Origin of the sequence: Pseudomonas sp. FSL R10-1350 (assembly GCF_009600525.1) — a bacterium.
GTDB classification, from domain to species: domain Bacteria; phylum Pseudomonadota; class Gammaproteobacteria; order Pseudomonadales; family Pseudomonadaceae; genus Aquipseudomonas; species Aquipseudomonas helleri.
Genome location: NZ_WIVR01000009.1, coordinates 74,419 through 89,419, shown reverse-complemented (window position 1 = coordinate 89,419; position 15,001 = coordinate 74,419). Strand labels below are relative to the sequence as shown.

At 56.1% G+C, this 15,001-nt stretch carries 10 protein-coding genes; 1 reads left to right on the top strand and 9 read right to left on the bottom strand.

All coding sequences use genetic code 11. The annotated features are described in order from the left end of the window. Nucleotides 1-46: 46 nt before the first annotated feature. Nucleotides 47-1,951, bottom strand: a complete 1,905-nt coding sequence (gene htpG / locus GHO25_RS06915) for a molecular chaperone HtpG (protein WP_048368570.1) — start codon at nt 1,949-1,951, stop codon at nt 47-49. Between the two features lie 221 nt (nt 1,952-2,172). Between htpG and GHO25_RS06910 the strand changes: the two genes are divergently transcribed. Continuing rightward, on the top strand, nt 2,173-2,427 hold the full coding sequence (locus tag GHO25_RS06910; RefSeq protein WP_048391680.1) for a hypothetical protein: 255 nt from the start codon (nt 2,173-2,175) through the stop codon (nt 2,425-2,427). 172 nt (nt 2,428-2,599) lie between these two features. Here the strand turns inward: GHO25_RS06910 and brnQ are convergent, their stop codons facing one another. The 8 genes from brnQ to sdhA all read right to left on the bottom strand — a co-directional run bounded on the left by brnQ (nt 2,600) and on the right by sdhA (nt 14,998). Next, nucleotides 2,600-3,913 (bottom strand): branched-chain amino acid transport system II carrier protein, encoded by a 1,314-nt coding sequence (gene brnQ / locus GHO25_RS06905; RefSeq protein ID WP_048368572.1) that lies wholly within the window; start codon nt 3,911-3,913, stop codon nt 2,600-2,602. Between the two features lie 422 nt (nt 3,914-4,335). Beyond that, a complete protein-coding gene (gene sucD, locus GHO25_RS06900; RefSeq protein WP_003223019.1) occupies nt 4,336-5,217 on the bottom strand; it encodes a succinate--CoA ligase subunit alpha in 882 nt (293 codons plus the stop codon). Then, nucleotides 5,217-6,383: an ADP-forming succinate--CoA ligase subunit beta gene (sucC, locus tag GHO25_RS06895; RefSeq protein WP_048368573.1), complete on the bottom strand. Its 1,167-nt coding sequence runs from the start codon at nt 6,381-6,383 to the stop codon at nt 5,217-5,219. Before sucC ends, sucD begins: the two co-directional genes overlap by 1 nt. Nucleotides 6,384-6,610: 227 nt before the next feature. After that, nucleotides 6,611-8,047 carry a dihydrolipoyl dehydrogenase gene (gene lpdA, locus GHO25_RS06890; protein ID WP_048368574.1) on the bottom strand — a complete coding sequence of 479 codons (1,437 nt, stop codon included), beginning with the start codon at nt 8,045-8,047 and terminating at the stop codon, nt 6,611-6,613. A 105-nt stretch (nt 8,048-8,152) separates the two neighbouring features. Then, nucleotides 8,153-9,376 (bottom strand): 2-oxoglutarate dehydrogenase complex dihydrolipoyllysine-residue succinyltransferase, encoded by a 1,224-nt coding sequence (gene odhB / locus GHO25_RS06885; RefSeq protein WP_048368575.1) that lies wholly within the window; start codon nt 9,374-9,376, stop codon nt 8,153-8,155. Nucleotides 9,377-9,417: 41 nt separating this feature from the next. Further along, on the bottom strand, nt 9,418-12,249 hold the full coding sequence (locus tag GHO25_RS06880) for a 2-oxoglutarate dehydrogenase E1 component (RefSeq protein WP_048391336.1): 2,832 nt from the start codon (nt 12,247-12,249) through the stop codon (nt 9,418-9,420). A 257-nt stretch (nt 12,250-12,506) separates the two neighbouring features. Then, entirely contained in the window at nt 12,507-13,211 is a 705-nt protein-coding gene (locus GHO25_RS06875) for a succinate dehydrogenase iron-sulfur subunit (protein ID WP_153390264.1), read from the bottom strand. 11 nt (nt 13,212-13,222) lie between these two features. Then, on the bottom strand, nt 13,223-14,998 hold the full coding sequence (gene sdhA, locus GHO25_RS06870) for a succinate dehydrogenase flavoprotein subunit (RefSeq protein ID WP_048368578.1): 1,776 nt from the start codon (nt 14,996-14,998) through the stop codon (nt 13,223-13,225). Between the last annotated feature and the right edge of the window lie 3 nt (nt 14,999-15,001).

The window sequence follows — 15,001 nt, the reverse complement described above, 5'->3', positions numbered from 1 at the left end:
ATTCAAAGCAAAAAAAACCCGCCGAAGCGGGTTTTTTATAGACGTGTTACACGGACAACTCAACTAACAACTTATTTAGGCGACGGACATACGCCGCCGGATCTTTGAGGCTGTCACCAGCCGCCAGGGCAGCCTGGTCGAAGAGGATGTGCGACAGGTCGTCAAAACGCTCTTCGCTCTGCTCCGCATCCAGTTTTTCGATCAGCGGGTGACCCGGGTTGAATTCAAAGATCGGCTTGGAGTCCGGCACTTTCTGGCCGCTGGCTTCAAGGATCTGGCGCATTTGCAGGCCCAGGTCTTGTTCACCAATTGCCAGAATGGCTGGCGAGTCGGTCAGACGGTGCGAAACACGCACTTCGCTGACGCTTTCACCCAGCGCGGTCTTGATGCGCTCAACCAAACCTTCTTTGGCCTTGGCCACTTCTTCTGCGGCTTTTTTGTCCTCTTCAGAGTCCAGGTTGCCCAGATCGAGGTCACCGCGCGCCACGTCAACAAAGCTCTTGCCGTCGAACTCGGTCAGGTAGCTCATCAGCCACTCGTCGATACGGTCGGTCAGCAGCAGCACTTCGATGCCTTTCTTGCGGAAGACTTCCAGGTGCGGGCTGTTTTTGACCTGAGCGTAAGTTTCGCCGGTCAGGTAGTAGATCTTGTCCTGACCTTCTTTGGCACGTGCCAGGTACTCGGCCAGAGAAACCGTTTGCTCGCCATCATCACCATGGGTCGAAGCAAAGCGCAGCAGACCGGCGATTTTTTCTTTGTTGGCGAAATCTTCTGCCGGGCCTTCTTTGATGACCTGGCCGAAGTTTTTCCAGAAGCCCTGATATTTCTCTGGCTCGTTCTTCGCCAGTTTTTCCAGCATGTCCAGAACACGCTTGGTCAGCGCCGACTTCATGGAGTCGATGATCGGATCTTTCTGCAGGATTTCACGCGACACGTTCAGCGACAGGTCGTTGGAGTCAACCACACCTTTGATGAAGCGCAGGTACAGCGGCAGGAACGACTCAGCCTGATCCATCACGAATACGCGCTGTACATACAGCTTCAGGCCTTTAGGCGCTTCACGCTGGTACAGGTCGAACGGTGCACGGGCCGGGACATAGAGCAGCGAGCTGTATTCGAGCTTGCCTTCAACCTTGTTGTGGCTCCAGGCCAGCGGGTTCTCGTAGTCGTGGGCAATGTGCTTGTAGAACTCCTGGTATTCCTCGTCCTTCACTTCAGTGCGAGGACGGGTCCACAGGGCGCTGGCGCGGTTAACGGTTTCCCATTCCAGTGCCGGTGCTTCTTCACCTTCGGCTGCGGCCTGCTCTTTAGGCAGTTCGATCGGCAAGGCGATGTGGTCGGAGTATTTTTTGATGATGTTGCGCAGGCGCCAGCCATCAGCGAACTCTTCGTCGCCGGACTTGAGGTGCAGAACGATCTTGGTGCCGCGAGAGGCTTTTTCGACGTTCTCAACTTCGAACTCGCCTTCGCCTTTGGAAGACCAGTGCACGCCTTCGCTGGCAGGTGTACCGGCGCGGCGGCTATATACGTCAACTTTGTCAGCGACGATAAAGGCCGAGTAGAAGCCCACACCGAACTGGCCGATGAGGTTCGAGTCTTTCTTTTGATCGCCCGACAGGTTTTTCATGAAATCGGCGGTGCCGGACTTGGCGATCGTACCCAGATGGGCGATCACGTCGTCACGGTTCATGCCAATACCGTTGTCTTCGAGGGTGACGGTTTTAGCGTCCTTGTCGAAGCTCACACGGATTTTAAGTTCGTCGCCGCCTTCCAGCAGTTCTGGTTTGGACAGCGCTTCAAAACGTAATTTGTCGACAGCATCAGAGGCGTTCGAGATCAATTCGCGAAGGAAAATTTCCTTGTTGGAATACAGCGAATGGATCATGAGGTGCAACAGTTGCTTGACCTCGGTCTGGAAGCCCAGGGTTTCCTTTTGAGTTTCCACGCTCATTGTTATCAAACTCCGATTAGATGGCATGAGCCACGCCCAAGAGGGTTAGCGGCGGGATGTGATGAAAGTTGGGGCCTGAACTCTGGATTTCAAGGCCTGATACTTTTTACCAATAGATTCTGTGCAATCGGCACTACTTATATATCTGCAGGGCGATGGAACTTAAGTACCGCGGGCTGGCTCAAACGCCCCGTAGAACTACTCACAAGGAGAAACATCCCATGCGTAATACCGTTGCTGTTGCCTTGATGCTGGCCGCTTCCCTGGGCCTTGCTGCTTGCGATAAAAAATCCGAAGACAAAGCCCAGGACGCTAATCAGCACGCAGAACAAGCTCAACAAAAAATGTCTGAAGCGCAAGACAAGGTAAACGACGCTGCTAAAGAGAACGCTGAGGCGGCTAAAGCCCAAGCTGAATCCAATGAAGCAGCAGCAAAAGAAGCCGCTCAGGATGCTCCAGCGGCTGAAAGCAAGTAATTCGCTGTAGCTGACCTTGTAGGAGCGAGCTTGCCTCGCGATCTTTGGATCTTTTAAAAGATCGCGAGGCAAGCTCGCTCTTACAGGCAAGCGCCATAAAAAAAGCCCTGTATCTCATCGATACAGGGCTTTTTTATTGACACCGTGGGCGCGCTTTTGGCGGGCAGTGTCGTCAGGCAATGGCTTCTTGTGACTTGCCCAGCAGGCGGTCGTAAATGAACGCACCTACCAGAACGATCAGCGACGGCACCAGCCAGGCCAAGCCTTGCTCGCTGAAGGGCATGTGAGTCAGCCAGTTCGGCAAGCCATCCGCCAGGCCTGCGCCTTTAAGGGCATCGACCACGCCGAAGATAAACGACACCAGCATCACCGGGCCGACGATACGAGTCTGCTCATGCCAGAAGCCTTTGCAGAAGCTCAAGGCCACCAGCACGATACATGGCGGGTAAATGGCGGTCAGCACCGGCACGGAGAAGGCGATTAACTTGGTCAGGCCCAGGTTGGACACCACCAGCGAGAACACGGCAAGGATAATCACCAAGGCCTTGTAGGACAGAGGCAAGATCTTGCTGAAGTATTCTGCACAGGCACAGGTCAGGCCTACCGCTGTAACCAGACACGCCAGGGCAATCAGCACAGCCAGGAAACCACTGCCGAGCGAGCCGAAGGTGTGCTGAACATAGGCGTGCAATACCGCAGCCCCGTTGGTTGCGCCGATAGCCACTTCATGGCTGCCGGAACCCAGGCGGAAGAGGCTGATGTACACCAGTGTCAGACCAACGCCCGCCACCAGGCCAGCAATGATCGCGTAGCGGGTGATTAGTTTCGGCGACTCGACACCGCGGGAACGGATCGCGTTAACGATCACGATGCCGAAAACCAGTGCGCCCAAGGTGTCCATGGTCAGGTAACCCTGAATAAACCCTTGAGAGAACGGCGCAGCCTCATAGACCGGGGTCGCGCTACCGATATCACCGGCAGGCAAGGCAAACGCGGCGATACCGAGAATGGCCAGGGCGATGATTTTGAGCGGAGCCAGGAAGCGCCCTACCGTGTCCAGCAAACGACCTGGATACAGCGAAACGAAGAACACGATCAAGAAGTACACGGAGCTGTACAGGAACAGCGCCAACGGGCTTTCACCGGTCAGGGGCGCCAGACCCACTTCGAACGACACGGTTGCCGTACGCGGTGTGGCGAACAGCGGGCCCACAGCCAGGTAGGCCGCAGCCGCGAGCAAGCCACCGGCGATTTTGCCAATCGGGCTGCTCAGTGCATCCATGCCGCCGCCAACTTTGGCCAGGGCGACAACAGTGACAACCGGCAAACCCACAGCCGTAATCAAAAAGCCCAGCGCGGCGATCCAGACATTAGGCCCGGATTGCAAACCAACGATTGGCGGGAAAATGATATTGCCAGCCCCAACGAACAGGGCAAAGGTCATAAACCCAAGTGCCAGAATGTCCTGGCCTTTCAAAACTTTCATTACGGAAGTACCACACTAGTAAATCGGGATTTAGAGGGGAATTTCCCGTGCGGATATGGGAAATGTTGTCAGTCTGAATAAGACCGACCCGTCTAGCGCGTGGCTTCCTTGTGGGACGCACACGCAGAAAAGCAGAATGGCGGCAAGATTACCGAGTTTTTAAGATGAACGCACTGTTGCAGGGCATTCTGTCCGATGAACGAACGCAGTTGTCGCCTGGATGACATCGAAATTTAAACTGGTGTGATTTTCCTACATTGGTATTCCCACATCGCTGTAGGAGCGAGCTTGTCTCGCGATCTTTTTTAAGGTCAAAAGATCGCGAGGCAAGCTCGCTCCTACAGGGATTTAAGTAGCCAGAATGCACAAAGGCCACCCGAAGGTGGCCTTTGCCTGGTGTAGCAATCAGTTAAGCGCGTGGCTTACTTGACAGCCCAACCGGTCAGCTCGGCCAAGGCCTTGCCGATGTCTGCCAGCGAACGCACGGTTTTTACGCCTGCGTCTTGCAGAGCAGCAAACTTCTCGTCTGCAGTGCCCTTGCCGCCAGAGATGATTGCGCCAGCATGGCCCATGCGCTTGCCTGGAGGGGCAGTCACACCAGCGATGTAGGAAACAACTGGCTTGGTCACGTGTGCCTTGATGTAGGCAGCCGCTTCTTCTTCAGCCGAACCGCCGATCTCACCGATCATGACGATCGCTTCGGTCTTCGGGTCTTCCTGGAACAGTTTCAGGATGTCGATGAAGTTCGAGCCTGGGATCGGGTCACCACCGATACCTACACACGTCGACTGACCAAAACCGGCGTCAGTGGTTTGCTTCACAGCTTCGTAAGTCAGGGTGCCGGAACGCGACACGATGCCTACTTTGCCTGGCAAGTGAATGTGACCTGGCATGATGCCGATCTTGCACTCGCCCGGGGTGATCACGCCTGGGCAGTTAGGGCCGATCAGGGTAACACCCAGCTCGTCGCACTTAACTTTAGCGTCCAGCATGTCCAGGGTAGGAATGCCTTCGGTGATGCAAACGATCAGCTTGATGCCGCCGAACGCTGCTTCAAGGATGGAGTCCTTGCAGAAAGGAGCCGGAACGTAGATCACGCTGGCGGTGGCGCCAGTGGCAGCTACAGCGTCTTTCACGGTGTTGAACACTGGCAGACCCAGGTGCTCGGTGCCGCCTTTACCCGGAGTTACGCCGCCAACCATCTTGGTGCCGTACTCGATGGCTTGCTGGGTGTGGAAGCTACCTTGCGAACCAGTGATGCCCTGGCAGATAACTTTGGTGTCTTTATTGATCAGGACGCTCATTACTTGCCCTCCGCAGCTTTAACAACTTGTTGAGCAGCGTCGGTCAAGCTGGTAGCAGCGATGATGTTCAGGCCGCTGTCTGCCAGTACTTTAGCGCCCAGTTCAGCGTTGTTGCCTTCAAGGCGCACAACCACCGGGATTTTCACGCCGACTTCTTTCACTGCGCCGATGATGCCTTCAGCAATCATGTCGCAACGAACGATGCCGCCGAAAATGTTAACCAGTACTGCCGCGACATTGCTGTCGGACAGAATGATTTTGAACGCTTCAGTTACGCGTTCTTTGGTTGCGCCGCCACCTACGTCGAGGAAGTTGGCTGGCTTGCCGCCGTGCAGGTTAACGATGTCCATGGTACCCATGGCCAGACCGGCACCGTTTACCATGCAGCCGATGTTGCCTTCCAGCGCTACGTAGTTCAGTTCGAACTGGGCAGCGTGCGCTTCGCGCGGATCGTCTTGCGACGGATCGTGGAAAGTTTTCAGCTTAGGCTGACGGTACATGGCGTTTGCGTCGATGTTGATTTTTGCATCGAGGCAGTGCAGGTCGCCGTCAGTCTTGATAACCAGCGGGTTCACTTCCAGCAGGGCCAGATCGTGATCCTTGAACAGTTTGGCCAGACCTACGAAGATCTTGGCGAACTGAGCAACTTGCTTGCCTTCCAGACCCAGCTGGAATGCCAACTCGCGACCCTGGAATGGCTGAGCGCCAACCAGTGGATCGATGGTTGCTTTGAGAATTTTTTCTGGAGTGTCGTGTGCGATCTTCTCGATGTCCACGCCACCTTCGGTGGAAGCCATGAACACGATACGACGGCTGGAACGGTCAACGACAGCGCCCAGGTACAGCTCTTTAGCGATATCAGTGCACGATTCAACCAGGATTTTGGTGACCGGCTGACCATTGGCGTCAGTTTGGTAAGTCACCAGACGCTTGCCCAGCCACTGCTGTGCAAATGCTTTAGCGTCTTCTTTGTTGCGAACCAGCTTAACGCCGCCCGCTTTGCCGCGACCGCCTGCGTGAACCTGGGCTTTTACAACCCATTCGGTTCCGCCAATTTTGTCGCAAGCTTCAGCCGCTGCTTCCGGGGTGTCTACTGCATAACCCTTGGATACTGGCAGGCCGTACTCAGCGAACAGCTGCTTACCCTGATACTCGTGAAGATTCATGCTTTTTACCGTCTTCGTTAGGTACTGCGCATTCGGCGCTGCACTTTTATTAGTGCCGCACCACCTGTGACTGCTGCTTGTGCTGCTTTAGCAAACCCGGCCATTGCGTGAGCAAAGGCCGGGCCTGGATAAAACAAGACAAGACTGCGTCCGGCGGAAGTTCCGCGGTGAGGCTTGCTAGCAAGGCTCACGACGGGCAAACCGCCGTGGTTTCTTATTGTCTGGTCTTAACGTTTCTTACGGTTGGCAATGTGGATGGCGCCGCCATTCACTGCCAGCGCTGCTTCATGCAACGCTTCGGACAGGGTTGGATGGGAGAAAACCATCATGCCCAGATCCTCGGCACTGGTGCCGAATTCCATACCGATTGCGCCCTGCTGTACCAGCTCTGCTGCGCTCGGGCCAATCACGTGGACGCCCAGTACGCGGTCAGTTTTGGCATCAGCAATGACTTTAACAAAGCCACCGGTGTCGTTTGCTGCCATGGCACGGCCACTGGCTGCGAACGGGAAGGTGCCGACGTTAACTTCAACGCCTTCAGCTTTCAAGGCCTGTTCGGTTTTACCTACCCATGCGATCTCCGGGTGAGTGTAAATAACCGATGGAATCAGGTCGTAGTTCATCTCGGTCTTGTGACCTTTGATGCGCTCAACCACCATGATGCCTTCTTCAGAAGCCTTGTGTGCCAGCATCATGCCGCGAACCACGTCACCGATGGCGTAAACGCCCGGTACGCTGGTCGCGCAATGATCGTCAACAAACACGAAACCGCGCTCGTCGATGGTCACGCCGCTGTCAGCTGCCAGCAGTTCGGTAGTCACAGGGCGACGACCTACCGCTACGATCAGCTTGTCAAAGGTGATGGTCTGTTCGCCGTTGGCGTCGGTGTAGGTCACAACGACTTCGTCGCCGTTTACCTTGGAACCGGTCACGCGAGCGCCCAGCTTGATGTCCAGACCTTGTTTGGTCAGGGTTTTGTAGGCTTCTTTGGACACAGCAGCGTCAGCAGCCATCAGGAACGTGTCCAGTGCTTCCAGAACCGTTACCTGAGCGCCCAGACGGGACCACACCGAACCCAGTTCCAGACCGATAACGCCAGCGCCGATAACGCCCAGACGCTTAGGTACGGCCTGGAATTCCAGGGCGCCGGTCGAATCAACGATCACGTTGTTATCAACTGGAGCTGGCGGAATGTCGATAGGACGCGAACCGGAAGCCAGAATCACGTTCTCGGCTTCGATGATTTCAACGCTGCCGTCTGGCTTGGTCAGCTCAACGCGCTTGCCGGCCAGCAGTTTGCCGTGGCCTTGCAGGGAGGTCACACCGTTGGCTTTGAACAGGGTCGCAACGCCGGAGGTCAGGCCTTTAACGATGTTGGCTTTACGGCCAACCATCGCTGGCACGTCCATGTTCACTTCACCGGTGGTGATGCCGTGGATAGCAAATGCATCCTTGGCTTCGTGATACTTCCAGGAGCTGTCCAGCAGCGCCTTGGATGGAATGCAACCAACGTTCAGGCAAGTACCGCCCAATGCCAGTTTGCCTTCTTTGTCGGTGTATTTTTCGATGCATGCAGTCGAAAGGCCCAGTTGCGCGGCCTTGATCGCGGCAACGTAGCCGCCAGGGCCCGCACCAATCACTACAACGTCAAATTTCTGAGACATGGGAATAGATCCTCTATTAGCTACAAGCTTCAAGCTCGGAACTTCAAGCTGCAAGCCAAGCTGCGTTACAGACAGCTTGAAGCTCGCAACTTGAAGCTGCTCCTATTAAATATCCAGCAGCAGACGAGCTGGGTCTTCCAGCAGGTTTTTGATGGCCACCAGGAAACTTACAGCTTCTTTGCCGTCGATCAAGCGGTGATCGTAAGACAGAGCCAGGTACATCATCGGACGGATTACAACCTGACCGTTGACTGCCATTGGACGCTGAAGGATGTTGTGCATGCCCAGGATCGCGGCTTGCGGCGGGTTAACGATCGGGGTCGACATCATCGAACCGAAAGTACCACCGTTGGTGATGGTGAAGGTACCGCCGGTCATTTCGTCGATCGACAGTTTGCCATCACGGGCTTTTTTGCCGTAAGCAGCGATGCCGCCTTCGATTTCAGCCAGGCTCATCAGTTCAGCGTTACGCAGTACTGGAACTACCAGGCCACGGTCGCTGGACACTGCAACACCGATGTCGGCGTAGCCGTGGTAAACGATGTCCGAACCGTCGATCGACGCGTTGACAGCCGGGAAGCGTTTCAGGGCTTCGGTAGCGGCTTTAACGAAGAACGACATGAAGCCCAGGCGTACGCCGTTGTGGGACTTCTCGAACAGGTCCTTGTACTTCGAACGCAGTGCCATGATTTCGGTCATGTCAACTTCGTTGAACGTGGTCAGCATCGCCATGTTCGACTGAGCTTCTACCAGACGCTTGGCCACGGTAGCGCGAACGCGGGTCATTGGAACGCGTTTTTCTACGCGGTCGCCAGCAGCGAATACCGGAGCAGTGGCAGCAGGCGCAGCAGCTTTGGCAGGTGCGGCAGCCGGAGCGGCTTTCTTGGCAGCAACAGCAGCCACAACGTCTTCTTTGGTCACACGACCGCCTTTGCCAGTACCGGCAACGGAAGCGATGTTGATGCCGTTTTCTTCAGCGATCTTGCGTGCAGCCGGAGCAGCCACTGGATCGTCTTCGCCGTCAGCAGCGGCTGGAGCAGCAGCTTGGGCAGCCGGCGCAGCAGCGGCGGCTGGAGCAGCGGCAGCAGCACCGCCTTCAACGATGGAGCCCAGTACTTCGTCAGACAGAACGGTGTCGCCTTCGTTTTTCACGATTGCGCCCAGAACGCCGTCAGCAGTCGCCAATACTTCCAGTACGACTTTGTCGGTTTCGATGTCAACGATCAGGTCGTCACGCTTTACAGCGTCGCCTGGTTGCTTGTGCCAGGTGGCAACGGTGCCATCGGCAACCGATTCCGGAAATGTTGGGGCTTTGATCTCGATAGCCATGTTCTTTGGTTCCTTTAATTCGGTTTCAGTGCGCGAAGGCGTTAAACAGTGAACGCGTCTTGCAACAGTTTGGCCTGTTGCTCAGCGTGCATCGATGCGTAACCACAAGCAGGTGCAGCAGAAGCGTCACGGCCCGCGTACTCAAGTACGAGAGATTTATCGTGACCGCCAATGATGCGACGCATGTGGTGCTGGCTGCAGTACCAGGCGCCCTGGTTCATTGGCTCTTCCTGACACCAGACAATGTGCTTGGCGTTTTTGTACGGAGCCAGGACTTCAATCAAGTCGTCCTCAGGGAACGGATACAGCTGCTCAAGACGCACGATAGCGATGTCATCACGACCTTCGGCACGGCGTTTTTCCAACAGGTCGTAGTAGACCTTGCCGCTACACAGCACGATACGACCGACGTTCGCCGGATCTTGTGCATCGATTTCTGGAATAACGGTCTGGAACGAACCTTCGGCCAGATCTTCCAGTGTCGAGATTGCCAATTTGTGACGCAGCAACGACTTCGGTGTCAGTACCACCAGCGGCTTGCGCAGCGGACGGATAACCTGACGGCGCAGCAGGTGGTAGATCTGCGCTGGAGTGGTTGGTACGCACACCTGAATGTTGTGCTCAGCGCACAATTGCAGGTAACGCTCAAGACGTGCCGAGGAGTGCTCTGGGCCCTGACCTTCGTAGCCGTGTGGCAACAGCATGGTCAGACCGCACAGGCGACCCCACTTGTGCTCGCCGCTGGTGATGAACTGGTCGATAACAACCTGTGCACCGTTGGCGAAGTCACCGAATTGGGCTTCCCAGATCACCAAGCCGTTTGGCGTGGTAGTCGAGTAGCCGTATTCGAACGCCAATACCGCTTCTTCCGACAGCAGCGAGTCGTACAGGTCAAAGCGAGGCTGACCTTCGTACAGGTGCTGCAGAGGAATGTAGGTGCTGGCATCTTTTTGGTTGTGCAACACAGCGTGACGGTGCGAGAACGTACCGCGGCCGATGTCCTGACCGGTCATGCGGATCGGGTGACCTTCGAACGCCAGGGTCGCGTACGCCATGGTTTCGGCATAACCCCAGTTGATCGGCAGGCCGCCGGCTTGCATTTTTTGACGGTCTTCGTAGATCTTCGACACCTGACGCTGCATGACGAAGCCTTCTGGAATTTCCAGCAGCTTGGCCGACAGTTCTTGCAGGGTTTTCAGATCAAAGCGTGTGTCGTGACGCGCAGTCCAGGCGTGGCCCAGGTACGGGCGCCAGTCAACGAACAGCTCTTTGTTCGGCTCTTTGACCAGACTTTTCACAACATGCAGACCGTTGTCCAGCGCGTTGCGGTATTCGTCGATCTTGGCCTGAACGCGCTCTTCGTCTACCACTTTCTCTTGAGTCAGACGCTCGGCATACAGTTCACGCGTGGTGCGCTGCTTGGCGATTTGCTGATACATCAACGGCTGAGTACCGTTTGGCTCGTCGGCCTCGTTGTGACCGCGACGGCGGTAGCAGAACAGGTCGATCACGACGTCACGCTTGAACTGCATGCGGTAGTCGATTGCCAGTTGGGTCACGAACAGAACGGCTTCCGGATCATCACCATTAACATGGAGGATCGGCGCCTGAATCATTTTCGCGACGTCAGTGCAGTACTCGGTCGAACGCGAGTCTTCAGGGTTGCTGATGGTGAAGCCAACCTGGTTGTTGATCACCAGGTGAACCGTACCGCCAGTCTTGAAGCCGCGAGTCTGCGACATCTGGAAGGTTTCCATGACCACGCCCTGACCTGCGAATGCAGCGTCACCGTGGATGGAAATAGGCAGTACTTTCTCGCCCGTTGCGTCGTTACGACGGTCTTGACGTGCACGTACCGAACCTTCAACCACTGGAGAAACGATTTCCAGGTGGGAAGGGTTAAACGCCATGGCCAGGTGAACTTCGCCACCGGAGGTCATCACGTTGGAGGAGAAGCCCTGGTGGTATTTAACGTCACCGGAACCCAGCTCGATTTTTTTCTTGCCTTCGAACTCGTCGAACAGGTCGCGCGGGTTTTTGCCGAAGGTGTTGACCAGCACGTTCAGACGGCCACGGTGGGCCATGCCGATAACGATTTCTTTGGTGCCATAGTTGCCCGAACGCTGAATCAGCTCGTCCAGCAACGGAATCAGGCTCTCGCCGCCTTCCAGACCGAAACGCTTGGTGCCCGGGTACTTGGTGCCCAGGTACTTCTCCAGGCCTTCAGCTGCGGTCACGCGCTCAAGCAGGTGGCTTTTGATATCAGCCGAATAGGTCGGACGGCCACGTACGCTTTCGAGACGCTGTTCAAACCAGTGGCGTTGCTCGGAATCGACGATGTGCGTGAACTCGGCGCCAATGGTGCGGCAATATGTCTGCTGCAACGCTTCGAGAATTTCGCGTAGGCTCGCTTCCTCTTTGCCGATATACAGGTCGCCGGCACGGAAGGTCGTATCAAGATCGGCATTGGTCAAGCCGTAATGATTGATCGACAGGTCTGCAGGTGCAGGACGCTGCCACAGCCCCAGCGGATCAAGCTGGGCTGCCTGGTGGCCGCGCATCCGATAGGCCTGGATCAATCGCAGCACTTCAACCTGCTTCTTCTCGTGTTCGCTGCTCACGCTTCCGGCAGATACCGGTTGGGCGCGGCGCTGGTTCTTCGCCAGCAACACGAAATGATCGCGGATTGTGGAGTGCGAAACATCGTTGGCAGAGTTGCCCTCAGTAGGCAACGTCTGAAATTTGGTGCGCCATTCTTCTGGCACAGCGTTAGGGTCGTGCAGGTAGAGCTCGTAGAGCTCTTCCACATAGGCAGCGTTACCACCTGAAAGATAGCCGCTGTTCCACATGCGCTGCATCACGCTTTCTTGCATGCTTGGTCACCCTCGGTTAGGGGACACCATCGGCGAAAACACCACAGCACTTGAGAAAGTCCGAATACAGCGACTAAAACAAGCCACTAGAGTCACGCTGATAGTCCGGGTACCAGCCCGGATGCCCCTGCTGGTCTCATTTCTTCAAAATAAGAGCCGCAACTTTGTGAGCTGCTGCTCAGGTTATAACTACGGCGCCGGTTGAAGCCTGCGCCGTAGCATCTACGGTTACAACGGTGTTGCAGTGCAGCTTTGAATCACACGCCGCTTTGCAGCAGCATGCTACGCACGTGACCGATGGCCTTAGTCGGGTTCAGGCCCTTCGGACACACGTTTACGCAGTTCATGATCCCGCGGCAGCGGAATACGCTGAACGGGTCATCCAGCGAAGCCAGACGCTCGTTGGTCTTGGTGTCACGGCTGTCAGCCAGGAAGCGGTAGGCTTGCAGCAGTGCAGCAGGGCCCAGGAACTTGTCCGGGTTCCACCAGAAGGACGGGCACGAAGTCGAGCAGCAGGCGCACAGGATGCACTCGTACAGACCGTCGAGCTTTTCACGCTCTTCTGGCGATTGCAGACGCTCGATGGCCGGAGCCGGAGTATCGTTCTGCAGGAAAGGCTTCACCTTCTCGTATTGCTTGTAGAAGATGCTCATGTCGACGACCAGGTCACGGATAACCGGCAAACCTGGCAGCGGACGAATCACCAACTTGTTACCTTTTACAACGGAGGACAGCGGCGTTACGCACGCCAGGCCGTTTTTACCGTTGATGTTCATGCCGTCGGAGCCGCAAACGCCCTCACGGCAAGAGCGACGATAGGAGAAACCTTCGTCCTGCTCTTTGATCAGGGCCAGTACGTCCAGCACCATGAGGTCTTTACCGTTGGTATTGACCTGGAATTCTTGCATGAACGGCGCGGCGTCCTGATCCGGGTTGTAGCGATAAACACTGACTTTCAACATATCGGCCACCCTTAGTAAGTACGAACCATTGGCTGGAAGGTCGGAACGGTTTTCGGCGAGAAGTTCACCGCACGCTTGGCTACGCGTTTCTCACCCGGGAAGTACAGGGTGTGGCACAGCCAGTTAACGTCGTCACGATCTTCGAAGTCTTCACGGGCGTGAGCACCGCGCGATTCCTTACGGGTTTCAGCAGCGATAGCAGTGGCTTCAGCCACTTCGAGCAGGTTTTGCAGCTCAAGGGCTTCGATACGAGCAGTGTTGAACGCTTGGCTCTTATCGTTGATCTTGACGTTGGCAATGCGCTTGCGCAGGTCTTGCAGCTGGGTAATACCCTTCTGCATGTATTCGCCGGTACGGAATACGCCGAAGTAGTTCTGCATGCAGCTCTGCAGTTCTTTGCGCAGGGTCGCAACGTCTTCGCCATCAGTGCGCGAGTTCAGACCGTCCAGACGTGCCAGGGCAGCGTCGATGTCGGACTGACGTGGACGAGCGTAATCAACGCCTTCTTTAAGCGTCTGCTCAAGGAACAGGCCGGCAGCACGACCGAATACCACCAGGTCGAGCAACGAGTTGCCGCCCAGACGGTTGGCACCGTGAACCGATACGCACGCCACTTCACCTACTGCGAACAGGCCAGGGATGATCTGGTCGTTGCCGTCGGCGTCCTGGGTGATCGCCTGGCCATGAATGTTGGTGGCAACACCGCCCATCATATAGTGGCAAGTTGGAACCACTGGAACTGGAGCCAGTACCGGGTCAACGTGGGCGAAAGTCTTGGACAGTTCGCAGATACCTGGCAGACGGCTGTGCAGAACTTCTTCACCGAGGTGGTCAAGCTTCAGCATTACGTGGTCGCCATCTGGACCGCAACCGTTGCCCGCGATGATTTCTTTAACCATCGAGCGTGCTACTACGTCACGACCAGCAAGGTCTTTGGCGTTCGGAGCGTAACGCTCCATGAAACGCTCGCCGTGCTTGTTGATCAGGTATCCACCTTCACCACGGCAACCTTCGGTAACCAGTACACCGGCGCCGGCAATACCGGTTGGGTGGAACTGCCACATTTCGATGTCCTGTACCGGTACGCCTGCACGCAGGGCCATGCCGATACCGTCGCCTGTGTTGATCAGGGCGTTGGTCGTCGAAGAGTAGATACGGCCTGCACCGCCAGTCGCCAGTACGGTGGCGTTGGCGCGAACATAGGACGTTTCGCCAGTTTCGATGCAGATAACGATCATGCCGACGAAATCGCCAGCTTCGTTTTTAACCAGGTCGACACCGTAGTATTCGTTCAGGAATACAGTGCCGGCTTTCAGGTTGGCCTGGTACAGGGTGTGCAGCAGTGCGTGACCGGTACGGTCAGCAGCAGCGCAGGTACGGGCAGCCTGGCCACCTTTACCAAAGTCCTTGGACTGACCGCCGAAAGGACGCTGGTAGATACGGCCTTGCTCGGTACGGGAGAACGGCAGACCCATGTGCTCGAGTTCGAATACGGCCTCCGGGCCTACGGAACACATGTATTCGATAGCGTCCTGGTCACCGATGTAGTCGGAACCCTTGACGGTATCGTACATGTGCCAGCGCCAGTCATCGTTTGGATCCGCAGACGCGATCGCGCAGGTGATGCCACCCTGAGCCGATACGGTGTGGGAACGAGTCGGGAAAACCTTGGTGATTACAGCAGTCTTGTGACCGCCTTGAGCCAGTTGCAACGCAGCGCGCATACCGGCACCGCCGCCGCCAATAATGATGGCGTCGAAGGAAAGTGTATTAACTGTGTTAGCCATGAA